The sequence below is a fragment of the Proteiniclasticum sp. genome (genome assembly GCF_032054185.1).
In the GTDB taxonomy this organism is placed as follows: domain Bacteria; phylum Bacillota; class Clostridia; order Clostridiales; family Clostridiaceae; genus Proteiniclasticum.
This window is the reverse complement of sequence record NZ_DAMBTF010000025.1, coordinates 16,222-42,554: the sequence shown is the minus strand read 5'-3', so window position 1 is coordinate 42,554 and position 26,333 is coordinate 16,222. Positions and strand designations below refer to the sequence as shown.

At 41.2% G+C, this 26,333-nt stretch carries 28 protein-coding genes; 27 read left to right on the top strand and 1 reads right to left on the bottom strand.

Annotated elements, in window-relative coordinates; translation table 11 throughout:
* Positions 1-189: 189 nt before the first annotated feature.
* Together ppk1 and RTX25_RS12200 are read left to right on the top strand one after the other, a co-directional pair.
* Positions 190-2,295, top strand: coding sequence for a polyphosphate kinase 1 (ppk1, locus tag RTX25_RS12205; RefSeq protein ID WP_312654075.1), 2,106 nt, complete (start codon positions 190-192; stop codon positions 2,293-2,295).
* A gap of 18 nt (positions 2,296-2,313) precedes the next feature.
* Complete coding sequence (locus RTX25_RS12200) at positions 2,314-3,186, top strand: hypothetical protein (RefSeq protein ID WP_312654073.1); 873 nt, start codon at positions 2,314-2,316, stop codon at positions 3,184-3,186.
* Positions 3,187-3,259: 73 nt separating this feature from the next.
* On the opposite strand, the gene RTX25_RS12195 is transcribed toward RTX25_RS12200, so the two are convergent.
* The gene (locus RTX25_RS12195) at positions 3,260-3,985 is read right to left on the bottom strand and encodes a glycerophosphodiester phosphodiesterase family protein (protein ID WP_312654071.1); all 726 of its coding nucleotides are present in this window, start codon (positions 3,983-3,985) and stop codon (positions 3,260-3,262) included.
* Between the two features lie 172 nt (positions 3,986-4,157).
* Here RTX25_RS12195 and RTX25_RS12190 point away from each other — a divergent pair, with 172 nt between their 5' ends.
* From RTX25_RS12190 to RTX25_RS12070, 25 genes are all read left to right on the top strand, one after another.
* Positions 4,158-5,249: a metallophosphoesterase gene (locus tag RTX25_RS12190; protein ID WP_312654068.1), complete on the top strand. Its 1,092-nt coding sequence runs from the start codon at positions 4,158-4,160 to the stop codon at positions 5,247-5,249.
* Positions 5,249-7,744: an AAA family ATPase gene (locus tag RTX25_RS12185; protein WP_312654066.1), complete on the top strand. Its 2,496-nt coding sequence runs from the start codon at positions 5,249-5,251 to the stop codon at positions 7,742-7,744. The genes RTX25_RS12190 and RTX25_RS12185 overlap by 1 nt, the downstream gene beginning before the upstream one ends.
* A gap of 132 nt (positions 7,745-7,876) precedes the next feature.
* A complete protein-coding gene (locus RTX25_RS12180; protein WP_312654064.1) occupies positions 7,877-8,296 on the top strand; it encodes a CBS domain-containing protein in 420 nt (139 codons plus the stop codon).
* A 98-nt stretch (positions 8,297-8,394) separates the two neighbouring features.
* Positions 8,395-9,555, top strand: coding sequence for a 30S ribosomal protein S1 (gene rpsA / locus RTX25_RS12175; RefSeq protein ID WP_312654062.1), 1,161 nt, complete (start codon positions 8,395-8,397; stop codon positions 9,553-9,555).
* A gap of 1 nt (position 9,556) precedes the next feature.
* A complete protein-coding gene (locus tag RTX25_RS12170; protein ID WP_312654060.1) occupies positions 9,557-10,999 on the top strand; it encodes an aminoacyl-histidine dipeptidase in 1,443 nt (480 codons plus the stop codon).
* A 27-nt stretch (positions 11,000-11,026) separates the two neighbouring features.
* Positions 11,027-11,848 (top strand): sulfurtransferase, encoded by an 822-nt coding sequence (locus tag RTX25_RS12165; protein ID WP_312654058.1) that lies wholly within the window; start codon positions 11,027-11,029, stop codon positions 11,846-11,848.
* Positions 11,848-12,762: an aromatic acid exporter family protein gene (locus RTX25_RS12160; RefSeq protein WP_312654054.1), complete on the top strand. Its 915-nt coding sequence runs from the start codon at positions 11,848-11,850 to the stop codon at positions 12,760-12,762. Before RTX25_RS12165 ends, RTX25_RS12160 begins: the two co-directional genes overlap by 1 nt.
* A gap of 275 nt (positions 12,763-13,037) precedes the next feature.
* A complete protein-coding gene (locus RTX25_RS12155; protein WP_312654052.1) occupies positions 13,038-13,613 on the top strand; it encodes a Maf family protein in 576 nt (191 codons plus the stop codon).
* 26 nt (positions 13,614-13,639) lie between these two features.
* Positions 13,640-14,320 (top strand): DNA repair protein RadC, encoded by a 681-nt coding sequence (radC, locus tag RTX25_RS12150; RefSeq protein WP_312654050.1) that lies wholly within the window; start codon positions 13,640-13,642, stop codon positions 14,318-14,320.
* 22 nt (positions 14,321-14,342) lie between these two features.
* Complete coding sequence (locus RTX25_RS12145; RefSeq protein WP_312654048.1) at positions 14,343-15,356, top strand: rod shape-determining protein; 1,014 nt, start codon at positions 14,343-14,345, stop codon at positions 15,354-15,356.
* A 3-nt stretch (positions 15,357-15,359) separates the two neighbouring features.
* Entirely contained in the window at positions 15,360-16,208 is an 849-nt protein-coding gene (gene mreC, locus RTX25_RS12140) for a rod shape-determining protein MreC (protein WP_312654046.1), read from the top strand.
* On the top strand, positions 16,208-16,696 hold the full coding sequence (locus RTX25_RS12135) for a hypothetical protein (protein WP_312654044.1): 489 nt from the start codon (positions 16,208-16,210) through the stop codon (positions 16,694-16,696). The genes mreC and RTX25_RS12135 overlap by 1 nt, the downstream gene beginning before the upstream one ends.
* Positions 16,697-16,842: 146 nt before the next feature.
* The gene (gene minC / locus RTX25_RS12130) at positions 16,843-17,481 is read left to right on the top strand and encodes a septum site-determining protein MinC (RefSeq protein WP_312654042.1); all 639 of its coding nucleotides are present in this window, start codon (positions 16,843-16,845) and stop codon (positions 17,479-17,481) included.
* Positions 17,482-17,505: 24 nt separating this feature from the next.
* Positions 17,506-18,303, top strand: coding sequence for a septum site-determining protein MinD (minD, locus tag RTX25_RS12125; RefSeq protein ID WP_312654040.1), 798 nt, complete (start codon positions 17,506-17,508; stop codon positions 18,301-18,303).
* Positions 18,304-18,315: 12 nt separating this feature from the next.
* Positions 18,316-18,579, top strand: coding sequence for a cell division topological specificity factor MinE (minE, locus tag RTX25_RS12120; protein ID WP_312654038.1), 264 nt, complete (start codon positions 18,316-18,318; stop codon positions 18,577-18,579).
* Between the two features lie 109 nt (positions 18,580-18,688).
* Complete coding sequence (locus RTX25_RS12115) at positions 18,689-19,831, top strand: FtsW/RodA/SpoVE family cell cycle protein (RefSeq protein ID WP_312654036.1); 1,143 nt, start codon at positions 18,689-18,691, stop codon at positions 19,829-19,831.
* 53 nt (positions 19,832-19,884) lie between these two features.
* Positions 19,885-21,297, top strand: coding sequence for a ribonuclease E/G (locus tag RTX25_RS12110; protein WP_312654034.1), 1,413 nt, complete (start codon positions 19,885-19,887; stop codon positions 21,295-21,297).
* A gap of 124 nt (positions 21,298-21,421) precedes the next feature.
* On the top strand, positions 21,422-21,736 hold the full coding sequence (gene rplU, locus RTX25_RS12105) for a 50S ribosomal protein L21 (protein ID WP_312654032.1): 315 nt from the start codon (positions 21,422-21,424) through the stop codon (positions 21,734-21,736).
* 2 nt (positions 21,737-21,738) lie between these two features.
* Positions 21,739-22,071 carry a ribosomal-processing cysteine protease Prp gene (locus RTX25_RS12100; protein ID WP_312654031.1) on the top strand — a complete coding sequence of 111 codons (333 nt, stop codon included), beginning with the start codon at positions 21,739-21,741 and terminating at the stop codon, positions 22,069-22,071.
* Between the two features lie 4 nt (positions 22,072-22,075).
* Positions 22,076-22,375 carry a 50S ribosomal protein L27 gene (gene rpmA / locus RTX25_RS12095; RefSeq protein WP_312654029.1) on the top strand — a complete coding sequence of 100 codons (300 nt, stop codon included), beginning with the start codon at positions 22,076-22,078 and terminating at the stop codon, positions 22,373-22,375.
* A 165-nt stretch (positions 22,376-22,540) separates the two neighbouring features.
* The gene (gene obgE / locus RTX25_RS12090) at positions 22,541-23,818 is read left to right on the top strand and encodes a GTPase ObgE (protein WP_312654081.1); all 1,278 of its coding nucleotides are present in this window, start codon (positions 22,541-22,543) and stop codon (positions 23,816-23,818) included.
* A 12-nt stretch (positions 23,819-23,830) separates the two neighbouring features.
* On the top strand, positions 23,831-24,127 hold the full coding sequence (gene yhbY, locus RTX25_RS12085) for a ribosome assembly RNA-binding protein YhbY (RefSeq protein WP_312654027.1): 297 nt from the start codon (positions 23,831-23,833) through the stop codon (positions 24,125-24,127).
* Entirely contained in the window at positions 24,124-24,717 is a 594-nt protein-coding gene (gene nadD / locus RTX25_RS12080) for a nicotinate-nucleotide adenylyltransferase (RefSeq protein ID WP_312654025.1), read from the top strand. Before yhbY ends, nadD begins: the two co-directional genes overlap by 4 nt.
* Positions 24,695-25,324 carry a bis(5'-nucleosyl)-tetraphosphatase (symmetrical) YqeK gene (gene yqeK / locus RTX25_RS12075; protein WP_312654079.1) on the top strand — a complete coding sequence of 210 codons (630 nt, stop codon included), beginning with the start codon at positions 24,695-24,697 and terminating at the stop codon, positions 25,322-25,324. Before nadD ends, yqeK begins: the two co-directional genes overlap by 23 nt.
* Positions 25,299-26,237, top strand: a complete 939-nt coding sequence (locus tag RTX25_RS12070; protein WP_312654023.1) for an RluA family pseudouridine synthase — start codon at positions 25,299-25,301, stop codon at positions 26,235-26,237. Before yqeK ends, RTX25_RS12070 begins: the two co-directional genes overlap by 26 nt.
* The last annotated feature ends 96 nt before the right edge of the window (positions 26,238-26,333 follow it).

Sequence of the window (26,333 nt, the reverse complement as noted above, 5' to 3'; positions counted from 1 at the left end):
ATCATACGGGGTTCTATTCTCTTTTATTTTTCCTACAATAATTTTACACTAGCATTGGGACTTTTCAACCAAGAGCATCCCGTATGAACAGAAGGTAGCATTTGTTACAATTAAGTCTCAATTTTTATATAATTTTGAATACATAATAAGTTATAATGGTCTTATATAACCTAAGAAAGGAATGTGTGTATGGATCAGTATTTATCAAGTCCTAAGGATTTTATCAATAGAGAACTCAGTTTCCTTGAGTTCAACCATCGTGTGCTGGAAGAAGCGATGGATAAGAACAATCCTCTTCTTGAGCGCCTGAAGTTTGCGGCAATCGTCATATCAAACCTTGATGAATTTTTTATGATCCGCTATGGAACGTTATCAGACCAGATACACGCTAAAATCTATAAAAGGGATTCGTCGGGTATGACCCCTAAGGAACAGACACTGGCAATCAATAAAAGGACAAGAATCCTTCTGAATGATCTTTATGATTTCATCAACGGGGACATCAAGAAAGAACTCAGGCAGATCGGCATTGAATTTATCAGATACGATCAGCTTAATGAAGAGCAGCTTGAATTCATCAGGAATCTTTATCAGGACAGTATCTACCCGGTTCTGACACCGATGGTCGTGGATTCTTCAAGACCTTTCCCTCTGATCACATCAGAGACTTTGAACATTGCAGCTCTTCTTGAAGACAAGAAGTCACTGGAGAAACATCATATCGGTACAATACAGGTTCCGAATGTACTGGACAGATACTATTATCTTCCGAGCAGTGGTAAGGACGTCAGACAGTTCATCATGCTGGAGGAAATCATAAAGCTTCAGATCAGGGATCTCTTCAACGCTTTCGACGTCCTTGGGTTTTCCTGCTACAGAATCAGCCGAAATGCTGATCTTGAGTACAATGAGGAGGAAGCGGATGATCTGCTTGAAGTCATCAAAGAAACCATTAAACTCAGAAAATGGGGAAATATCATAAAACTCGAAGTGGAAGATAATATCTCCTATGAGCTGCTTGAATACCTGATGGATGAGTTTGAAATTACAGAAGACAATGTCTTCAAAATCAGCGGTCCGCTGGATCTCAGTTTCCTTCATAAAGTGAGCAGGCTGCCAGCAGATGATTCTCTTAAGTTTAAAGAAATCATACCTCTTCCGGTTCCTGAACTGCTTGTTCATGAAGATCTCTTTCAGTCCATAGCACGTAAAGATGTTCTTCTTCATCATCCCTATGACAGTTTCTCCACCATCATCAAACTCATTAAACAGGCTTCAGTCGATCCGGATGTTCTTGCCATAAAACAGACGCTGTACAGAGTATCAGGGAATTCACCTATTGTAAAGACTCTGGCTGAGGCAGCTGAGAACGGAAAGCAGGTTACGGTGCTTGTAGAGCTCAAAGCAAGGTTTGATGAGGAGAACAACATCAACTGGGCACTCAGACTGGAAAAAGCGGGATGTCATGTCATTTACGGTGTGACGGGATTGAAGACCCACTGCAAGGCTCTTCTGATCATCCGAAGAGAGAGTAATGAAATTAAACGGTATTTCCATGTGGGAACCGGAAATTATAACGATATCACCGCAAAATTGTATACGGACGTCTCCCTCGTCAGCTGCAACGGCGAACTGGCCAAGGATATTTCGGATATTTTCAATCGGCTGTCAGGTCATTATAAATATGAAAAGATGAGACTGGCCACACTTGCACCTGAGGATATGCGTGACAAGTTTACGGAGCTCATCGAAAACGAACGGAAATATGCAAAAGACGGTAAAAAAGCCTTGATCATAGCGAAGATGAACTCATTGGTGGATAAAGATATCATAGAAAAACTCTACGCGGCATCCAGAGACGGAGTTGAGATACAGCTGATCATAAGAGGGATATGCTGCCTGAGACCTGGTGTTAAAGGACTGAGTGATCATATAACCGTTACCTCCATCGTGGGACGTTTTCTTGAACATTCAAGGATATTCTATTTCCATAACAATGGAAGCGAAGAGTTATTCATCGGCAGTGCCGACTGGATGGAAAGAAATCTGAACAAACGTATTGAACTCCTTATCCCTATAGAGGACAGTGCGGCCAAACATAAACTTAAAACCATACTGGAATACAACCTGAAAGACAATATGAAAGCAAGAGTTTTAAAAGCGGATGGAACTTATAAGAAAATCCAGGCAAAAGATGAACCGTTCAACTGTCAGGAAGAACTGATTCTGCGTACTCAGAAAAAATTTGAAAAGTACAAGAAGAGACTTGCAAAGCTTCAGCGTGAAGGTCACTAAGAAATGGAGGGTAAAGAGATGAAAATCAAACTGAATTCAAGCTACAGAGAACATGACAAAATTGTAAAACGACTATCAGAGGAGCTCCCTGAACTGACGATTCGCAGCAAGGAAAGGTCGTGGGGAGAAGACAAACCGTCTTTCAAATACAGGAAGAAACTCTATGAGTTTGATACGGTCGAAGAGTTCGTCAATCAGGCTAAGAAGATCCTGAGCCTGACGGATAAAGACTACAGCAAGAAAACAAAGGCAAAGATGCAGGATATCGACCCTAAAGAACTTGGAGAAAGAAGAGAAGTAGAAGAACTTCTGCTGGAAATACCTGTGGAAAAGTATAATCTCAGTGACCTGAACATCAAACTGAGACTTGGATCACATTCCGAAAAAAGCAGTTCCTATGAAAGCAGCGAACAGACACTTCATTACGAAGTGGAGGAAATCGAAGATACAGATGATGACGGTATAAATGAAGAGGAGAGGGTTCTGGGATCAGATGATATATCCATGACTTCCATCAATAATGATATCATTCTGGATATTCCTTCTGAAAAATTCAGCTTAAATGATCTTAATCTGAACATAAAATTCACTCAGTATGGTGAACCAAGTTCCACATATGAAGTGAAAAAGCCTGAAAAGGAAGAAAAGCCTTCGAAGATGGAGGTAAAAGCTTCTGAAACGAAAGTAGAGAAAAAAACCGATTCCGCAAAGCGGGAGGATTCGAAGACAGAAGAAACATCAGATAAAGAACAGACCACAAAAAAAGCGCCGACACCACGAAAACCGTCAGGAGCAAAGAGCTCTCCTGCAAAGAAGCAGACGGGAACTGCGAAGGAAAAGAAGCCTTCAGATGCGCAAAAGGACAGTAAACCCACAAAATCCGAAAAATAATCATTCTTATAAAAACCATAGAAAAGAGGTGCGACATAAAGAAATTATGCGCACCTCTTTTCTGATGATATTGCTACATTGACTGAATGACCTCATGGAGAAGTTTGGGATCATTCGTGATAATCCCGTTGACTCCTGCTCTGATCAGCCATCTCATCCTATTTTCAGTGTCCACTGTCCACGGCTGAACAAGTATACCTTCCTTTTTCATTTCTGAAAGCACAAAGGGAAGGAGAAAGAGATGTCTCGGATGGATATAGGAAGCACCCAGCGATTTAGCCACGCTGCCCCCTCTGTAAAGCCAGTAATCGGTAATCAGGGCCGTGCTGATTTCAGGTGCCAGAATGCGTGATCTCAGTATGCTTTCCTGGCTGAATGACGACAGAATCACTTTATCACCGAGCCCGAATGATCTGATCATCTCAATCACTTTCTCTTCCATTTTAGCGTCTGCATTGATTTTTTTCTTCAGTTCAATAACAGAAATGATGTTCTTACCCCGAATATAGTGTAAATATTCTTCCAGTGAAGGGATTTTCTGATCATCGAGCTTCCCGTAGAACAGTTTGCTGGCACTAAGATTCATCAGCTCTTTCTTCGTAAACTCGCTGATCAGGCCCACTCCTGTGGTCGTTCGTTCAAGGGTATCATCGTGAAAAATAACAAGTTCACCATCTTTAGTAACCTGAAGATCCAGTTCGATGGCGTCACATCCCGCCTCAACCGCCATCTGGAAAGCGATCATCGTATTTTCCGGATAGAATTTACTGAATCCTCTATGGGCAATATTATTTACCATGAATTGCTCCTTTACTGGTATTCTCATATATCATGTAAATTATATCAAAAATTCTTCTTTTAAGGGTACTGTTATGTGAAATCAGATAAATACAAGTGTCTGTCCCGTTTTAACTGAGAGTGAAATATGTTACAATTTAAAAAAAGAACTTAAGTTCTGAGGAGGGAAGACATTGAAATCTGTAAAAATTGTCCAGAGCGGAGATTTCCATCTGGACTCACCACTGGCGCTTCATCATATGGAGTTCAGAAAGAAGAGACGTGAAGAACTCCTGCAGGCTTTTTCAGGAATCATAGATCGCTCTATCAGGATCTCAGCGGATCTTCTTCTTCTGACAGGAGATATTTTTGACTCAAAAAGAGTGACCCAGATTACCCTGGAGTTTCTTCATAAGGAAATGGACAGATTTCCCGGGAGAATATTCATCTCACCAGGCAATCATGATCCTTATACAGCAGAAAGCCCTTATGCCTATCATAGATTCCCGGAAAATACGCATGTATTCAGAGAATATGAAGAAATCTACATCCCTGAACTTGACTGTCTCGTCTGCGGTCAGGGATTCACAGATCTCTATGAAGAGAAGAATCAGCTTGAAGGGAAGATGTCCTTGCATGAAGCTGAAATCAAGATTCTTGTCATGCATGGTGAAGTCACCACGGGAACCAATGTCTATAATCCCATCACCCGTGAGAGTATCGAGAGAAGCGGATTCAGCTATATCGCCCTGGGCCACAGACATGACTTCAGCGGAATCCAGAAAGCCGGTCAGACAAGCTATGCCTATGCCGGAATTCCTGAGGGCAGAGGTTTTGATGAACTGGGTGATAAGGGCATCATAGAAGGCACAATCTATAAGGACGGAACTAATCTCTCATTTCGGAAAATGAACAGACGAAGCTACAGGCAGTTGCCAGTGGATGTTTCTGATGTACTGACGACAGCTGAAATTACATTGAAGATTCTCAGTCAGATTGATCAGAGAAATGATATCTACAAAATCACCCTCACTGGAGAAGTACCATCATATGTGAGCATCAATATCCAGGATATCGAAAAAGAACTGGAATTTAAGCTTTCTGATTTTTCTCTTTCGGATAATACTATGGTCAAAGACAGATTTGAAAAATTTGGGGACAATTCTCTGAAAGGTCTGTTCATGAAAACCATTGAAGAAAAAAGAGAACTATCCAGTCTGGATACCGCTCTACTTGAAGAAGCTGCAAATCTGGGGCTGCGTATTCTCAGTCAGGAGGATTTCTGATGCACATTAAAGATATTTACATAGATCGGTTCGGTAAACTGAAAAACCAGAGTTTCCGATTTGATGAAGGAATCAACATCATATACGGGAATAATGAAGCAGGAAAGAGCACACTTGAAAATTTCATGCTTTCGATATTCTATGGCTCAAGGGCATCCCGAAAGAACAATGTGGATGTCAGAAAACAGTATATCCCATATGGGGAAGACTACGCTTTTGGTAATATGAACATAGAATTTGAGGATAAAGAGATTACCATCGAGCGGAAAATTTCCGGGAAGAAGAAAGACGATTTTTTCAGAGCTTATGAAAAAGACACCTTCGACCAGGTGAATATGTCGGAAAATCTGGGGAAAACTCTGTTTGATGTGGAACTGGAGGAGTTCATCAAGACACTCTACATCAATCAGAATGCAACCAAATTTCTGAATGAAAAGGATGAAGGACTTTCCACTAAACTCACAAACATTCTGGAGACCGGAGATGAAGAGATTTCATTCACTAAAGCCATGGACAGAATCGACAAGGAAATGAAACTCATTAAAGGAATCAGAAAAAACGGCAGACTTGATGATATTTACCTCGAACTCTCAGAACTATACGCTAAACTTGATCAAGCCAGGCATATGGAGAAGAAATCACAGGACCTTACAGGAAAACTGGCAGCTCTTGAAGAGAGTCATCGAGTGATGAAATCCAGAAAACAGGATATCCATCAGCTGAAAGACAGAATTCATCTGTATGAAGTGAAGAATGAGTTCCTGAGAATACGGAAAAATCTTGATGACCTTAAGGCACTTAAGGAAGAAAAGAGGATGAGATTTCCGTCGGCTTCTGATGAAGATCTGAAATCAGCGAGAGAAAAAGAAATAAAACTTACAGATGCCGAAGATAATCTTATTCTTCTTCGTGAAAATGTGGAAGTCCTTAAACGTAGACAGATTGAGCTTGATCTGGGTCTGGATGCATATAGAGGATTCGAGGAAATCGGAAGAGATGCCATTCTTAATATGGTCAGAATGCAGGGTGAAGAGATGCTTCTTGAAGAGAAACTCAAATATTTCGACCAGAGTTCTACCATGAACAGAAATCTTCTCGAGCGTAGGGAGGAAATGGGAGCAGTTCTTCGCACCTATGAGAAACATCTTCTGGGTCTGAAGTCAAAGAAAACAATCGTTGTGATTCTCTCTGTCGTCACAGTTCTGATATCTCTTGTCTATTATTCACTGTTCAAAGAGATTCCTCTATCTGCGGTGATTTTCATTCTGGGTGTTTTAATCTACCCTGTCGGAAGAGCCGTAGAAAAAATGAGAGTATCCCATCATCTGAAGATGGCAGACAGAAGTGAAGAGACCATTAAGGTCATGTCCAGAGAACTAGGCATGGATCCTGAAGAGGTCATTCGTGCAAAAACGCTGATTGACAGGATGCCCAGAAATGACGAGAAACTTAAACTCACAAAACGTTACGAGGAAGTCATCAGCCATAAGGAGCACATCCTCAGCCTTACAAACACCAGATCCATTGAAGACCTGGTCAGAAATGAAGAAGACTATCGTGTGCTGAAGGAGAAGAGGGAAGAACACTTTAAAGAAATCAGAAGACTTGAAGCTGAAGTAGAGAGGATATCCGAACAGAAAAATCAGCTTCTGGAAGGCTATAAAAAACTCATATCAAAACTGGGTTTTGATGAGACGAAGCATAACGTTTATGACTTCCTTGAAGAATACGAACTTGAAGTCATGCGGATGAAGGAACATACTCTCCGTGAAGAAGCTCTGAAATATGCCATAAAAGGCCTCATCGGGGACAGAAGTGAGGAAGAAGTGAAGAGCGAGCTGGATACACTTGATTCCTTAGGGCTTTCTGAAGGTCTAGACCTGAAGACGCTTGAAGAGAAGGAAAGAAAGCTGGGCGATGAGGAAGCGGAACTTCTTGAGGAGATCAGCCGAGTCAGACTCTCTCTGAATGAGATGAATCATCAGGAGCCACTTTACTTTGAAGACTGCATTCTGACCCTACAGGATGAGGAGACCAGATTAAAAAGAAGATACGAAGTACTTGAACTGACCAGAAGCATCATGAAAGACTCCTATGACAAATTACGTAAGGAATTTTCAGGAAAACTGAATGACAGAGTGACACAGATCTACAATGAGATTACAGGAACCGAAAGATCCGTCAAGGTCAGTGAACTTTTTTCCATGAGCTACCGGGAAACCGGGATGTTATGGAATGATACATTTCTGTCCCATGGATCCAAGGAACAGCTTTATCTTTCCCTGAGACTGGCAATGGCTGAGCTTGTGTATGAGGGCAGGAAAGTACCACTGTTCCTTGACGAAGCATTTTCAAGTTACGATGAAAACAGATTGAAAAGCGTCCTGAAATACTTAAAGAGTGTGTCGGACAGATACCAGATCTTCATTTTCACCTGCCATAAAAGAGAAATCGATATACTGCTGAATGAAGCGAATATTCTGGAGTTATTTTAGCATGAATTAAACAATTCCATATTGTGAAGGCGTTGTAAATCTTCTCTGAAAAAGACGATGAATACGGTTACAGAGTTATTTCTATGTTATAATATGAGTGTAAAAGAAAACAATGAAAGAGGTTTTGTGCATATGAATATCGCTTTTTTTCTTACTCCAAAGTCGGAGCTGATCTACGAAATGGTTGATTCAACCATGAGACAGGTTCTGGAGAGAATGGAACACCATGGCTATTCTGCAATTCCTATCATCAATAATGAAGGAAAATATGTTGGTACGCTGACCGAAGGTGATCTGCTTTGGAAGATCAAAAACACTCCCGGTCTTTCTTTCAGAAACACCAACAAAGTGCAGGTTAAGGATATTGAGAGAAGAAAAAAACATGAAGTCGTTTCAATAAGTGCGGACATCAACAACATCATCATTCTCGCACGGACCCAGAATTTTGTTCCCGTGGTAGACGATGAAGGTGTATTTATTGGTATCATCAAAAGAAGTGATATCATAGATTACTGCTATAACATGATTTCAGATAATAAAATGATCGGCTGATGCTGAAGAACCACTAAAAAGCTGAAGAAACTTCAGCTTTTTTATGTTAATATGGGAGTTAACAAAGCTATCAATGTACGAAAGGGGTTAAGATCAGAATGGACGAGAAGAACATGAATGATATGTCTATGGAAGAAGCTATGGAAGGATTCTCATTGAATAAAGTTAAAGATGGGGATATTCTTGAAGGCACGGTTTTAAAAGTAAATAAGGATGAAGTCATTGTGAATATCAACTACTTCGCAGATGGAGTAGTCCCAAGAGAAGAGCTTACGAATGACCATCACGAAGACATCACAGCTACACATGAAGTGGGAGATAAGATCAAAGTCATCGTACTGAAATCAGATGACGGAGAGGGAAATGTGCTGCTTTCAAAGCTTAAGGCAGACGCGATCGTGTCCAGAGAAGAAGTGCAGAAGTCACTTGAAGAAAAGACACCCATTACCGTGAAGGTTGAAGAAGTTGTCAAAGGCGGACTTCGTGTTTTCTACAACGGTTTATCCGGATTCATGCCGGCTTCACTCATTTCCGACAGCTATGTGGAAGATCTGAAAGTCTTTGAGGGCAAGAAACTCGAAGCTCTTGTGGAAGAATATGATGAAGAGCAGAATAAACTGATTTTCTCCAGAAAAGCTCTTCTCAAAATCAGAGGAGAGAAGGAGAAGGCAAGGCTTCTCAAAGAGCTTAAGGAAGGAGAGTCTGTTGAGGGAACTGTATCAAACATCACTTCCTACGGTGCATTCATCGATCTTGGCGGTCTCATCGGTCTTGCACATATCTCTGATCTTTCTTATGGAAGAATCAGTCATCCAAGTGAAGTGGTATCGGTGGGAGACAAAGTAGTGGTCCATGTCCTTAAAATCGACAGAAAGAATGAGAAAATCTCATTATCCCTGAAGAGCAGAGATGAAGATCCATGGAAAAGAGTCCACGAAATGAAGATCGGTCAGGTCTACGACGCTTCGGTGAAGAAAATCATCGACGCAGGAGCAATTGTTCAGGTTGATGGTGGTGTCGACGGACTGGTTCACATCAGTGAAATCAGCAACGATCATGTAACGGATGTTCATGAAGTGCTTAAGGAAGGACAGAAGCTCAAAGTAAAGCTTCTGGCTATTGATGATGAACGTAAAAGAGTCAGCTTCTCGATAAGAGATGCCCATGAGGAAGATCAGAGCTTCTATGATCAGGAAGAATCTGTAACAATAGGTGACATGTTTAAAAATCTGATGGATAAATTTACGGGGGAAGATTAAAATGAGCGTATTAAATCAGTATGAACCAAAAAAAGTTCTTTCGTTATTTGAGGAACTGACAAAAATCCCAAGGGGATCAGGAAATGAGAAGGCAGTTTCGGATTACCTGAAGAATTTTGCCGAGGCAAGAAATCTGGAAGTCATTCAGGACGAAGTGATGAACATCATCATCAAGAAGCCTGGTACACCAGGATATGAATCCAGCAAACCTGTAATCATTCAGGGGCATATGGATATGGTGGATGAAAAGAACAACGACACCGTCCATGACTTTAAGAATGATCCGCTGAAGCTTAGAGTGGTAGACAACTATCTCTATGCGACAGGAACAACACTTGGCGCTGACAATGGAATTGCTGTCGCTTATGCTCTGGCTTTGCTCGACAGTGATGATATTCCCCATCCGCCTCTGGAAGTGCTTATAACAGTTGAAGAAGAAACAGGTATGCTGGGCGCGGCTGCTGTAGAAGGACGTCACTTTGACGGCAGAATGCTCATCAATATCGATTCTGAAGAAGAGGGCACCTTCCTTGTAAGCTGTGCGGGCGGCGCAAGACAGACAGTCAGGCTGCCGCTGAAATATACACACTGTGAAGGTTTTGCTTATATGCTGAACATCTCAGGTCTTAAAGGAGGACATTCCGGAATAGACATCAATAAGGAACGAGGAAATTCCAATGTGCTTCTTGGCAGAACGTTAAGGATACTGAGCCATAAATACGATTTCCTGATTACTGCACTCCATGGCGGATCAAAAAATAATGCGATTCCAAGAGAAGCCGAGGCTGTAGTCATATTCAGAGGGAATATCGATGGTCTTCTAAAGGAAGTGGCTGAAATTGAAACCACTTTAGGCAGCGAGATCGATACTCAGGATGATGATTTCAATATCACTTTCACCAGAATTGAAACACCAGAAAAATGCTATGATGAAGATACGACAAAGAAAGCTGTATCTATGCTGTTTGCGCTTCCTAACGGAGTCATCAGTATGAGTCAGGACATTAAAGGTCTTGTGGAGACTTCCCTGAATCTGGGTGTTCTTCATGAATCGGATGATCATCTGCACTTTGATTTTGCAGTAAGAAGCAGTGTGGGATCACGTAAAGAAATGGTGCTTGATAAGGTGAAAGTCATAGGGGAAACCTACGGTGCAGAAGTGGAGATCACATCTTCGTATCCGGAGTGGAAATATGCCAAGGAATCTGTACTTCGGGACACATTCATTAAGGTTTATGAAGACAAATATGGTAAAACGCCTAAGATCGAAGCCATTCATGCAGGTCTTGAATGTGGAATCCTTGCAGGAAGAATTTCTGATCTTGATATGATCAGTCTGGGACCAAACCTGTTTGATGTGCACACACCAAATGAACATATGGATCTGGCTTCAGTCAAGAATGTATATGAGTATCTTCTGGAAGTATTAAAGCACATGAAATAAAGTGTACTATAATCATAGAGGTGAAACATGAAGAATTTTAAAGACAGAGACTTTCTCCTGAAAAGTGAAAATCTTAAAGTCATTGATGTCCGATACAATATGAGCGATCCGGATTACGGAAAGAAAGCCTATGCTAAAGAACACTACAGAGGTGCTGCCTTCCTTGATCTGGATCAGGACCTTGCCGGTCCTGTAAAGGAACATGGAGGGAGGCATCCATTACCCGATCAGGAAACTCTTCGGGAAAAGCTGAGATCCATCGGAATCCGCAATGATTCAAAAGTGCTTATCTATGATGACGGAGATAATTCAGCAGCTGGTAGACTGTGGTGGATGCTGAAGTACTATGGGCTAAATGAAGTCTATGTCCTTAACGGCGGATTCGGAAAACTTAAAGAAGAGGATCTCACCAGCGAAGAAGAGACATTTGAAAGAGGGGACATTGAGCTGAAACCTGATGAAACCATGACCGCTTCCTATGAGGAAGTTCTTGAATATTCAAAGTCAGATCATCTGAAGAACCAGATTCTCATTGATTCACGCAGTGAGGAAAGATATAAGGGTCTGGTGGAACCTATCGACAGAAAAAAAGGACATATACGTCATGCACAGAACATAAATTTCCGATCCCATTTTGATGAAAACGGAGAAATTGTCGAAGAGTCACTAAAAGACAACTTCAAAAACACATTAGCATATAACGATGTGATTTTCCATTGCGGTTCCGGTGTTACAGCCTGTACAAACATCATGGCTTTAGACGAACTTGGCAAAAGCTCAAGACTCTATGTCGGTAGCTTCAGTGACTTTGTAAGTTACGAGGAAAATACGGTAGAAAGGGAATATTGATGAAGAACAGGCTCATCGGAATGAGAACCATCAAGACAGCCATTGTTGTAATCATCTCCTACTTCGTATCCTCACTCATCAATGATGAACTTTCCTTTGCACTGATCTACGCTGCAGTAATCTGCATCGAAACTTCGGTTGTTTCTAGCTTCAAGATCGGATATAATCGTGTGCTTGGGACTGCAGTCGGGGGTGTGATTGGTCTGATTATGACCTACCTGCCCATATATGGTGGGATCGCCATGGCCCTTGGCATCATCATCACCATCATCTTCTGTAACCTTCTGAACATCAAGAAAGCGACTGGAATCGCCATAACTCTTGTCATCATCATCATCATGGGTTCCTCAGATTCTGCTCCTGCAGTTTATGCTATGCAGAGGACGCTTGATACGGTAATCGGTATCGTTATCGCGACAATTGTGAATATGCTGATCTACCCGCCTGATCAGATGAAAAGAGTCAGAGAAAGCTTCAATACTTTCAGACATACTGCAAAGCAGGTGATTGGAGACGTCGTCATATTCAGTATAGACGAAAGTCTTTCCAGTCTTTCCGGAAGCCTGGAAGATCTGAAAGACAAGTTCATTTCCCTGAACAAAGAACTGCCCATCCTGAGAAAATACGATAAAGAAGAGTTTGACTATTATGCTCAGATGATTGAAGCCAGCGAAAAAGTCCTGATCTATGCTGAAGCGATTTCACTGAGTGAACCTGGCGTAAGAATGACAATTGACAACAACCAGAAACTGACAAAACTCCTTTCCCGGGACATTCAGCAGAGTGAGTTCGTTACTCCGCAAAGCTCAACCAGAGAAGATATGATCTATAACTATAATCTGGCGAAACTTATTTCAGCGCTGGAAAAAGTATTGAGAGAAAAAGTGTTTATGAATGATCAAAACAAGTTCTGATCAAAAGGAATCTGCTCGTAAAAGCAGATTCCTTTTAGATTTACATCAGAAATCATGATACTGATCATACGATGGTATAGAAAAATCTGATTGAAGGATAATAAACATGTACCATAGCTTTAATTCATTCCAAATATTAAACTAAGCTGAATTAACTTAAATTGTGTTTAAATCACATCTGCTACCTTGTACAAAAATTTCTATGATGGTAAACTAATAAGTAGGAATTTTTTAGAAGCAAAAATTTCTATTTTGACTTGTCTGGAGGTGTTTTGGTGGAATTTATATTGGCATCAGGTTCAATACGAAGACAGGAACTGTTAGAAAGACTGGGTATTGATTTTCAGATCCTGGTTTCTCAGTTCGATGAGAGTTCAGTTCCTTACAAAGGCGATCCTGAATCCTATGTGGAGACACTGGCTTTGAAAAAGGCGGAAAACATTCTGAATGATAAGACACGTAACTCCTTTATTCTAGGTGCAGATACTGTTGTCTGCGTAAAGGGAAAAATCCTGGGTAAACCTGAAAATCGAGAAGATGCGTTTTCAATGATGAAGTCACTGCAGGATAATGCACATGAAGTATACTCCGGTCTGGCACTTATACATGAAAGTGACGGCATCTGCGAGACAGCTTCCATCAGGACTTCAGTTCAGTTCTCACCTATGACAGATGAGGAAATCACACAGTATCTGGATAAAAATGAATGGCAGGATAAAGCTGGTGCTTATGGCATCCAGGGATCTGCCGGACTTTTTATCGAAGGTATTGAAGGAGACTATTATAATGTAATGGGTCTACCTCTTAATACACTTTATAAAATACTGAAAAAGCACCAGATCATCATGTAATGGAATGGGCAATCTAGGAGGATTTTATGGAAAATAAAATCATGGATATGCCCCAAAATGAACGACCACAGGAGAGACTTCTGCGTTACGGTGCAGACAGCCTTTCCAACAGCGAGCTTCTGGCTGTAATTCTCAGGACAGGCACAAAAAATGAGAACATACTGAATCTGTCTCAGAGAATCATCACTGCTTTTAATGGAATCAACGGTCTCCTGGAAGCTTCTCAGGAAGATCTCATGAAAATCTCAGGAATTAAAGAAGCCAAGGCTTCTCAGATTTTGTCCATGGCTGAAATGGCCAAGCGTTTCCAGACTTATCGAAGTGGAGACCGCTACAAAATCAATTCTCCCGGGGATGCCGCAGATCTGATTATGGTGGAGCTTAGAGAATTCAAACAGGAAATTCTTAAGGTGCTGCTTCTTAATACCAAAAACGTAGTAATCGGTATATACAATGCATCTGTAGGTAGCCTGAATTCATCTATTGTACATCCCAGAGAGATCTATAAAGAAGCCATCAGAAAAAGTGCCGCATCCATTATAATGGTGCACAATCATCCTTCGGGAGATCCGTCCCCTAGCAGTGAAGATATTGCTGCAACGGGAAGAATCAAGGAAGTTGGAAAGATTATTGGTATAGAACTTCTAGACCATGTAATCATCGGAGACGGAAAATACATCAGTTTAAGAGAGAAAAATCTATTGTAATTTTGAAAGGAGTTATTTATTCATGCGATTATTTGGAATGAGCAAGGATATGGGTATTGACCTGGGAACAGCAAATACTCTGGTATATGTAAAAGGAAAGGGGATTGTTCTCAGAGAACCATCAGTTGTTGCTTTCAACACCCACACAAACAAACCTCTGGCTGTTGGTGAAGAGGCAAAGAGAATGATCGGCAGAACACCCGGAAACATCGTGGCTGTAAGACCACTTAAGGATGGAGTTATCGCTGATTTTGATGTTACTCAGACCATGCTTAGACAGTTCATTGAAAAGACTGCTTCTAAGTCCGCATTCACATCCCCAAGAATTATCGTCTGTTTCCCTTCAGGAGTCACTGAAGTGGAAAGAAGAGCAATACTTGAGGCTACAAAACAGGCTGGAGCAAGAGACGTTATTCTTATGGAAGAGCCAATGGCCGCTGCAATCGGTGCAGGACTGCCGGTTGATGAACCAACTGGATCAATGATCGTAGATATCGGTGGTGGTACAACAGAAGTTGCTGTAGTTTCCCTTGGTGGTATCGTTGTTGCTAAATCCCTAAGAGTAGGTGGGGACGAAATGGACCAGGCGATCGTCGCTTATATCAAGAGAGAATATAACCTGATGATCGGTGAAAGAACATCAGAAGCAATTAAGATGACCATCGGATCTGCATTCAAAATTGAAGGCAGTGAAGAAGAATACATGGATGTCAAGGGTAGAGACCTTGTGACAGGACTTCCTAAGGTGATTTCTGTTTCAGAAACCCAGATCAGAGAAGCTCTGCATGAACCGATCTCTGATATCATTGAAGCCATAAAGACAACACTTGAAAAGACACCACCAGAATTATCAGCTGATATTATGGATAAGGGCATAATGCTTGCTGGAGGAGGCGCACTACTTAAGGGACTTGGGGAACTGATTACACATGAGACCCATATGCCTGTTGAAATCGCCGAATCTCCATTAGACTGTGTCGTACTTGGCGCAGGAAGAGCATTAGATAATTTTGATAAGATAGCAAGAAGTTATTAATTCATGGCGAATCTATTAAAGAACAAGCTGTACAGGAAGATTATCCTCCTTACAGCTGTTCTGGTCGTAATTTTTGGAATTACGGTCTATAAGGACAATAAATCACTTGTGGAAAGTGGAGCAGGAGCAGCCCTTAATCCTGTACAGAAAGTGATCTATTCCACAAATAAAAGAATGGAAAGTCTCATCGATTTCTTTCTGCGGTATGAAGACGTCAAACAGGAAAATGAATCGCTTCTGATCAAAAATATTGAACTTGAAGCGAAGCTTAGAAATTTCGATTCGATGGCTGATGAAAATGTGAAGCTGAAAGAAATGTTTGAGTTTAAAAACAGGCAGGAACAGTACGAATATCTGGGCACAAATGTCATCGGGAAATCCGGAAGTGGAATCATCACTTCCTACATTATAGATAAAGGTGAAGCAGACGGGCTGAAAAAAGGCATGGCTGTCATGACCCAGGAAGGTATCGTCGGACAGGTTACAGAAACCGCCAGCACATGGTCAGTTGTTGAAACACTTTCCAGCGAGAATATTTCTATACATGTTACCCTTGTTGAAGACAAGGAAAACAGCGGAATTCTCGAAGGACATATCGGCAGCGGTCGTAAACAGATGGCCAAGATATCCTACCTGCCGATTGATTCAACCGTAAAGGAAGGGGACAATGTCGTCACTTCCGGTCTGGGACGTTTCTATCCACCTGATTTCTATGTGGGGAAAGTGGTTAAAGTCAATGAAGATAAGGGTAATCTGATGAAAACCGCAATTGTGGAGACAGCTGTAAACTTTGATGATGCGCGCATGCTGTTTGTCATCAAACCTAAGAATATCGAGGATGTGGAGTACTGATGAGAAGAGTGTTTATTTTCCTCACCGCAATACTCCTGCTGCTCGTCGATCAGACGATCCTTCCATTTTTATCGGTTTATGATTCCTTTGGCAGCATACTTTTTACGTTCTTTGGTCTTTTTGCCATGAGAACCGACTTTGATGATGCAATTCTCGTTGCAGTCATCTCTGGAATGCTCCAGGATCTGTTCTTCCCTTATGCATTCGGACTCAATACCCTTGTGAATCTTTTTCTTTATCTGGGACTGGCAAAGATCGGTCTGACCCTCAAAGAAGGAAAGAAAACCATTCCCATACTTTTTGTCACTTTGGCGCAGGGTGTGAAAACCCTTGTCATTCTGATCATACTGTTTATTTTCGGCATCAGAGGTAATATCATTTCAGTGGTTGTTACACCTGTTTATACACTGATCATCGGTATGTTTATTTATAAAATCGTCGTTTCCTACAGCAGGATTCCTGTTGTTAAAAAAGAGTGGAGATTCTGAAAACTTGCTTCGCAGGTTTTCTTTTTTTTTGAAACCTGTGATATCGTTCTATATTTTCCATTTTTCAGTTATTTAGTGGAATTATTCGTCTAAATCCTATAAAATAGATTTTAGATGTTATTTTTAAGCATTTATGGAGGAACTCAATGAGTAGTATCGATAGGATTCAGGTAAAAGGCAACCGAAAGGGACTTAACCTGATCATCAATCTTTTGGAATTCACCTCAACCGAAGAACTGGTTGAAGCACTGAAGAATAAGTTGGAACCACTGAAAAGTTTCTACAGTGGAAATGCAGTATATGTTACAACCTACCCTATAAGACTGAAGGACGATGAAAGAATCGTACTGGAGAAAGTTCTGTACGATACCATCGCACTAACCAGTGTTAATTTTGAGGAATCAAATCGTAAAGAGGATCTTCCAAAAGTATTCGCGGGAGTAGAGGAAGGTAACACGAAGTTTATCACAAAGTCCATGAGAGGCGGCCAGATGGTTGACTTCAAAGGGAATGTCGTGGTTATCGGAGATGTCCACATTGGTGCAGAGATTTTTGCCGAAGGCAATATTGTCATTCTCGGACAACTGAAGGGAAGAGCATTTGCAGGAACTTCAGGAAATGAAAAAGCATTTGTGGCAGCCATTAAACTGACACCATCGCTTTTATCAATCGCAGGGACATTTGGCAGACCTGCACAAAGTGATCCCAATTTCCCGGAAGTTGCCAGACTGTTGGATAATAATATCTATGTAGAGCCATATATCCCGACAAAATTTGAATATTAGAAAAGAAGAGAAGGAGAGACTTAAATGCCAGAATCGATTGTAATTACATCCGGTAAAGGTGGCGTAGGTAAGACAACAACTACTGCCAACATCGGAACAGCGCTTGCACAGCTCGGACACAAGGTTGTTGTTATCGACGGAGACACAGGACTTAGAAACCTGGATGTACTCATGGGCCTTGAAAACAGAATTGTCTACACATTGCTTGATTATTTTGAAGGCAGATGCAAGCTGAAACAGGCTTTAATCAAGGATAAGAGACTACCTCATCTATGTCTTCTACCGACAGCCCAGACAAGAGACAAAAACGATATCACAACAGATCAGATGATCGAACTCATTAAAGATCTTAAGGTGGATTTTGACTACATCCTTATCGACTGTCCAGCAGGTATAGAGCAGGGCTTCGAAAACTCCATTGCGGCCGCAGACAGCGCAATCATCGTGGTAAACCCTGAAGTCACTTCTGTAAGAGATGCCGACCGAGTTATCGGGAAACTGGATTCTAAGGGAATCGAAGATCATAAAGTCATCATCAACAGACTGAATCATGAAATGACTGAAAGTGGCGAAATGCTTAATGTCGAGGATATTCTTGAAATTCTGTCCGTCAAGCTTTTAGGTATCGTGCCTGATGATCGGAACATCACGATCTCAACCAATAAAGGTGAACCGATTGTAACAGTTGAAGGAACACTTGCAGGTACTGCATTCATCAATATTGCAAGAAGAATAACCGGTGAAGACATCCCTCTTTTAAATCTGAAACCAGAGGAAGCAGGTTTCTTCAGTAAACTGTCCAAACTATTCAAGAGAAAGTAAAGGGGGTACGGTATGGATATTTTCGGATTTTTCAAGAAAAAGAACGGATCAAAGGACACAGCAAAAGACAGACTAAAACTCATTCTTATGCACGACCGAGGAGATGTTTCTCCCGAACTGCTTGAGAACATTAAAAATGATATTTTAGAAGTTCTGAGAAAATACGTTGAAATTGACAATGATCAGGAACTTGATCTGCAGATTACTCAGACCGACAGCGAATTCGGTTCGGTGCCTGCACTGGTTGCGAATATTCCGATAAGAAAAAAGAAATAAGACTCTAAAAACTAAGGAAATGTTAAATTGAAAGTAAAGGCTGTATGGGTTAATATATTAATGCATACAGCTTTTACTTTGCTCTTATAAGATGATGGGATGGTTTTAAATGAATTTGATCAAAGGTTTATTCTTAGATAAAAAAGAACTGAAAGAACTGGACTTCGGAATGCTGCTGAGTGCTGTAGCCATACTGATTTTCGGTGTATTCAATATTTATACTGCGACAAGCATTTATTATGCGAGGCTTCAGCTCATATGGCTGGTTCTATCCTTAGGTGTCGTTTATGTCATTCTTCTTATGGATTATCGAAAAGTCTATAAGATAGTGGATGTTCTCTACTGGATTGTAGTTCTCCTCCTTGTAGTTGTTCTCTTCACCACTAAAGTTAAGGGAGCAGCCGGCTGGTTCAGTATAGGAACAAGAGGACTTCAGCCTGCAGAGTTTGCTAAACTGACTACCATGCTCATGGTGGGCAAGCAGCTTCAGAAAGTTGATGGAAATCTCAATAACTTAAGAAATTTTGTTCAGGTCACAATATACGCGCTGATTCCTGTAGTGCTCATGCTGCTTCAGCCCGAAATGGGAATCACCATGATTACTTTCTTTATTGTACTTGGAATCTACTACGTTATGGGACTCTCTATGAAGGTCATCCTATCAGGTTTCGGATTCATCGGACTTTCCGTACTTGTGGTCCTTAAAACGAATTTTCTCCCTTCTCACTGGAGTGATCGGCTAACCAGTTTTCTTTTCAGTGAGGGAAGTGAACTTGGCATTAATTATCAGCTCAGCAGAAGCGTGATCAGTATCGGATCCGGTAAAATTGCCGGTAAATTCGATTTTGGCCAGTTCATTACGGATATGAGCGGACAGGCTCAGGCAAGTACCCAGTTCTTTAATCGAGTTCCAGAAAATCATACAGACTTTATCTTCTCAGTAGTTGCGGAAAATTTCGGTCTGATTGGAGGTATTGCACTTTTACTTCTATACGGGATTCTTCTCTATCGTATGCTGAGAATCGCAAGAAAGACCGATACCATTTTCGGTAGATGTATAGCAGTAGGGGTATTCTCTTCCTTCCTGTTCTCCATACTCCAGAATATGGGTATGACCATGGGAATCATGCCGATATCCGGTATCACACTTCCTCTGGTATCTTATGGAGGAAGTTCAGTACTGACTACATTCATCGCCATAGGAATGGTCCTCAATGTAGGTATGAAGAAGAAAACGACATTATTCCTGTAAGATAAACTAGCAGACATCACGGGTCGTACCGCAATTGAAAGGCAGGCATCATCATGATTGAATTATTTATTGAAGAAGATCAGTATAGAAGAATCGTTCTGAAGAAAAATAGCATCCTATCCGAATGCTACTTTGAAGATACGGATCAGGAAGTGCGTTCAGGAGATATTTTTCTCGGAATCATCAAGAAAAAGGTGAAATCCCTCAATTCGGTTTTTATCGATATCGGACTGAAGAAGAATGCATTTCTCTTTGTAACCGACAGAAATAAATTTCAGGATTATAAAGAAGGTCAGAGCATTCTTGTGGAAGTCATCAAAGAAGAAGAAGGAAGCAAAGGGACTAAAGTCACAGAAAAAATATCGGTTGGCGGCCGATACGTGGTTCTGTTTGAGGGAAAAGGCTTCAACTATTCCAAAAAGATCAGCAAAGATGATTTTCTTGAGAAACATGGCAGCCAGACACCCAGAGAGGGTGTCAGAATTCTCTTCAGAGAGGCTTCATTCGACGCAGCTAAGGAAGAGATTGAAAAGGAAATCGATGAACTCTATGCGGAGTTTAAGGACATTCTGAAAAAGTCCGATACGGGCATCGGTCCCAAGAAACTTTACGGCGAGTCATCTATACTTGACCGCATCCTAAGAGACCGGTTCAATGAGATCAACATGATCTACTCAGATTCTAAGGAAACTGCAGCAAGACTTAAAGCCGAGTATTCTCTGCCTTCACTGGTCCATGGAAACGGCAGAAGTCTTTTTGACTTCTACGGTATAGAGCAGGATCTGCTGAAGCTGAGACATCGCAAAGTTCATCTGAAAGAAGGCGGAAACCTCATAATAGATGTAACTGATGCCATGGTGGTCATTGACATCAACAGCGCAAAGTTTACAGAAAAGATGAATAAGGAAGATATGGCTGTGTCCATGAATCTTTCCGCAGTTAACGAAATCGCACGTCAGATCAGGCTGAGAAACCTTTCGGGAATCATCATCATCGATTTCATCGATATGGCTTCAGAAGAAAACAGAAAGAAGCTTCAGAATGCCATGGATAAAGAACTTCATGATGATCCGCTTTTCTCGAGAACCTATCCGCTTACAGAACTGAATCTCATGCAGCTGACCCGGAAAAAGAAGGGGCATCCGATCCATCACTATATCGAAGAACCCTGCGATTCCTGTGACGATAAAGGAAAGAGGCTGAACTATCAGTATCTCAAAAAGCTGATCAAAAATGAACTGATGAAAAAAGTGGACAATATTGAGATCAGAGATTACCTGATTGTTGTCGGGAAGCCCTATGAATCAAGAATTAGAGAAGAACTTGAGCTCTTCCTTTCTGATATCGGTGCGGAAGGTAAAAGAATCTATCTTGAATTTTCAGGCATTCATGATGACTTCAGTATCGAACCTCTGGTTTTTAAAAATCAGATTCAGGAAAAAGAGAAATTCCTTGTCACAATATAAATATTTCTTTACATAGAGAAATATCATTGTTATAATACTATGTAGGCCGCTCAGAAGAGGTTTAATTAAACAGCATTTTTTGCTGTGCCTCAAAGGCGAGTACTGATATGAGGAGGTGTTTCATATGTATGCAGTTTTAAACACAGGTGGTAAGCAGTATAAAGTTTCCGAAGGCGATATTCTCAAAGTTGAGAAGATTTCAGCTGAACTGGACTCTATAATCGAACTAACAGATGTTTTGGCAGTGTCTAACGGAGAAGGTGAACTTACTATAGGAAGTCCTGTAGTTGAGGGAGCTAAGGTAACCGCTAAGGTTATCGGTCACGGCAAGGCAAAGAAGGTTATTGTCTTCAAGTTTAAGCCAAAGAAGGATTATAGAAAGAAGCAGGGTCACAGACAGCCTTTCACAAAGATTCTTATTGAGAAAATCGAAGCTTAGTCATGATTGAAGTAAGGTTTTTAAGAAAATCTGGTCAACTCGTTGCATTTACCTATGAGGGTCATGCAGATTTTGATGAGTACGGAAAGGATATTGTATGCGCAGCAGTCACTGCTCAGTGTATGATGACATATAACGGACTGGACGAAGTCATGAAAATCAGAAACGTAATTGACATGAATCAGGATGGCGGATATTTATCAGTCAGTATCGACAGCGCAGCACCCGATGAAAAGAAGGATGCGCAGATATTAATGGAAACATTATTATTAGGAATCAAAGCAATTGAATTGCAGCACGGTAATTTTATAAAGCTAATTGAAGAGGAGGTGTAACACCATGCTTATATTAAACCTTCAGTTCTTCTCATCCAAGAAGGGTATGGGAAGTACAAAGAACGGTAGAGATTCTGAGTCAAAGAGACTTGGGGTTAAGTCAGCAGACGGACAGTTTGTTCTTGCTGGAAATATCCTTGTCAGACAAAGAGGAACCAAGATCCACCCTGGTACAAACGTAGGTAAGGGTAGTGATGATACTCTATTCGCCAAAGTTGATGGAGTTGTAAGATTCGAAAGACTTGGTAAGGAAAGAAAAAAAGCGAGTGTTTACCCAGTTGAACTGGAAGCAGTAGCAGAATAGTAAGCAAAGAATGGGCCTGCTTCAACAGCAGGTCCTCTTTTTTGAAGTAGTGCATCCTTAAATGATATTGTAAGGATTTTATAGTATAATGACAAAAGAACAGTCTATCCTTTTAAGGATGGGCAAATAAAAAACCTAAAATTAAGGCAGGTGAGAAAAATGAACATGTTTATAGATATAGCAGATGTATATATGAGAAGTGGAGACGGTGGCGATGGTGCCATATCCTTCAGAAGAGATAAGTATGTATCCCACGGCGGTCCCGATGGTGGAGACGGTGGTGATGGCGGAGATGTCGTTTTTGTCGTTGATAATTCCATGACTACTCTGCTGAACTTCAAGTACAAGAGAAAGTTTGTAGCGAAGAACGGAGAAAACGGCGGACAGACAAAATGTTATGGCGCAGCCGCTGAAGATCTTGAGATTCCTGTACCGCTAGGTACCATCGTGAAAGATAAGGAATCGGGCAAAATCATTGCAGATCTCTCAAAGACTGATGACCGTTTTGTTGTCCTTAGAGGCGGTAAAGGCGGTAAAGGTAATGCTAAATTCGCGACCCCGACAAGGCAGGCTCCTGATTTTGCAGAGCCAGGCATGCCAGGAGAAGAAAGAGACATCACTCTCGAGCTTAAGCTTCTTGCTGATGTAGGACTTCTTGGATTCCCGAATGTCGGTAAATCAACACTTCTTTCAAAAGTGTCCAAGGCAACACCTAAAATTGCAAACTATCACTTCACAACATTGGAGCCAAATCTTGGTGTCGTTGCACTGACTGGAATCAATCCCTTCGTCATCGCGGACATCCCCGGAATCATTGAGGGAGCATCAGAAGGCATAGGACTTGGTATACAGTTCCTGAGACATATTGAAAGAACACGACTTCTGCTTCATATTGTCGACGTATCCGGTATAGAAGGAAGAGATCCTGTGGAAGACTTCAAACTCATCAATGAAGAGCTCAAGAAGTATAAACTGGACCTCACAGACAGACCTCAGATCGTGGTCATGAACAAGGTCGATCTGCTCTACGATAAATCCTATCTTGAAGAATTCAAGGCGAAAGTCAATGAACTTGGATACAAGGAAGTATACGCAATGTCCGCAGCGACTGGAGAAGGTGTCGAAGCGATCATGAAGGTCTGTGCGGATAAGCTGCAGTCCATTCCGATCGTTGATACCATCTACGATGAGGATGACTTCTTTATTCCTGAGGAGAAACACTTTACCTATGACATCGAAATTGATGAAGAAGGCGTTTACGTGGTTTATGGAACATTTGTAGATAGGCTGCTTAATGCAGTTAACCTGAATAATCCGAGCCACCTGAGATATTTCCATAAAGTACTTGGAAACAAAGGCGTCCTCGACCGTCTGAGAGAAATGGGCATAGTAGATGGAGATTCCATCAGACTCAATGATTTCGAATTCGAATATTATGCATAGGAGAATAATCATATGATAACAACAAAGCAGAGAGCTTACCTAAGAAGTCTTGCAAATAAGATCGAACCAATATTTCAGATCGGCAAGGGCGGTATAGAAGCACCTTTCATCAAACAGGTGGAAGTCGCTTTAGAAAAAAGAGAAATCGTCAAAATTTCAGTGCTTGAAAATAGCGGTCTGACTGCCAGAGAGGCACATGACCATCTTGTTGGAGCCATTGGATGTGAAGGTGTTCAGATAATTGGTTCAAAGATCGTTCTTTATAAAGAAAGCAAGAACAACAAAAAAATTGAACTTCCAAAGAGATGAAGACAGGTATTCTAGGGGGGACCTTCAACCCCATTCACAATGGTCATTTGTATATGGCTTTTGAAGCCAAGAAAACCCTGAATCTTGATCGGATCATCTTTGTCCCTAATTACATCCCTCCACATAAAGAGGCGATGGACAGGAATCCGGAAGATGTGCTTAATATGATTAAACTGGCCATTGAGAATTATGATGATTTTCATCTTTCCACGTATGAGCTGATGAAAAAAGGATTAAGCTACACATATGAAACCTTAGAATACTTCACGAAGACTTACCCCAATGATGAAATTTATTTTATCATCGGGGAAGATTCTTACGTGAATTTTTCTTCCTGGAGAAATCCTGAAATCATCATGAAACTGTCAAAACTTGTCGTCATTCAGCGTGAACTGGTAGGTGCCGATAAGATGCGTGATTCAGTCAGATTTTTTGAAGAGCATCACTATGAGCCGATCATACTTGATACACTTATTCTTGAAGTATCCAGCAGTGATATCAGGGAACGGATAAAAAACAAAAGAGAAATCGGATACCTGGTTCCATCTAAAGTGAGGGATTATATTGATGAACATGGATTATACAGATAAAAGTGTATGGAGCATAGATAAAATCAGACATTTTCTGATGAATAATGTGAAACAGGAGCGTTTCCAGCATATCATGGGTGTTGCAGAATCGGCAAAATCTTTAGCCGTCCATTATGGTGAAAGCATTGCTGATGCTGAGGTTGCTGCATATTATCATGATATCCTCAAGGACAGAAACAAAGAATGGCTGGTCTCCTATATCAGAGAAGAGGGAGAAGACCCGGGAGAAGGGCTGCTGGCCTGGAAAACGCTGCATGCTCAGGCAGGAGCGATTTTCGCAAAAAGTGAGGGTGGTATCAGTAACCTGGAAATTCTCAATGCTGTGCGCTATCATACAACAGGAAGAGCAAGTATGGGTCTGCTGGAAAAGATCATTTTTGTCGCTGATTTTATTGAAGCCGGAAGAACTTTTGATGGTGTCGATGAGATCCGGGCTATAGCAGAATCGGATCTTGACCGGGCTGTGTTTGAATCTCTGAACAGCAGCATATCCTACCTGAGAAAGAAGAATGAATATGTCATGTCAACCTCATTAGAAGCCCGGATTTACTATGAGAATCTGATTTCGGAAAGGACAGCAAATGAAAAACGCAATGAAAGTCATTGAGAAAGACATTCCCCTATCTTACACTGGAAATAAAATTAAAACATACCTTAAGGAAGAAATGGATCTGTCTTCCAGATTCATACGCAGTGCCGCAATGGACAAGAGGATACGGATCAATCAGAAATCGGTAAAACTCGACTATATACTGAGAGAAGGAGATCATCTCTCCATTTCACTTATCAGTAAAGAGACTCAGAATATTGAAGCGGAAGATCTCCCTCTGCATGTTGTTCATGAAGATGATGCGCTTCTCATCGTAAATAAAGCGCCTTATATGGTGGTACATCCGACGAGGAGACATCAGACCGGGACGCTGGCAAATGCTGTTGTTCATCATTACAGATCGAATAACGAGGACACCATAATCAGACTGATTTCCAGACTGGATATGAATACTTCAGGACTGACAATTCTTGCCAAGAATCAGTTTGTGCATTCGCGTATTTCTCAGGATATGCAGGACGAGCACTACGACAAGTATTACACTGCCATAGTCAAAGGTGATTTTCCAGAGGAGATCCGGCTGATTGATCTGCCCATCTATCGAGACGGGGAAGGTGCCTATCAGAGAATCATCGATGCTCGAGGACAGGAAAGCCGCACAGAGGTTGAGGTAATTGAACGAAGAAACGGATATTCACTGCTTCTTCTCAAGCTTCTGACAGGTAGAACACACCAGATCAGAGTTCACCTCAGCCATATCGGATATCCGATTATAGGTGATGAACTGTACGGTGGAGAACTGCAGTATATAGACAGGCAGGCGCTTCATGCGACCTATATCTCATTTACACACCCTGTAACCGGCCAGAAGATGGAACTATTTGCGGATCTTCTGGAGGATATGGTAAAGGCAGGTACTGAAATCGGATTTGATATGACCAAAATAACTGTTGATATGATACCAAGATGACGGGATATTCCTGTCATCTTTTATTTTTTGATATTTCTGTCCTTATTGAAGATACAGATGTCCAATGTTACAATTAATCAAGAGTAAATGAGGAAC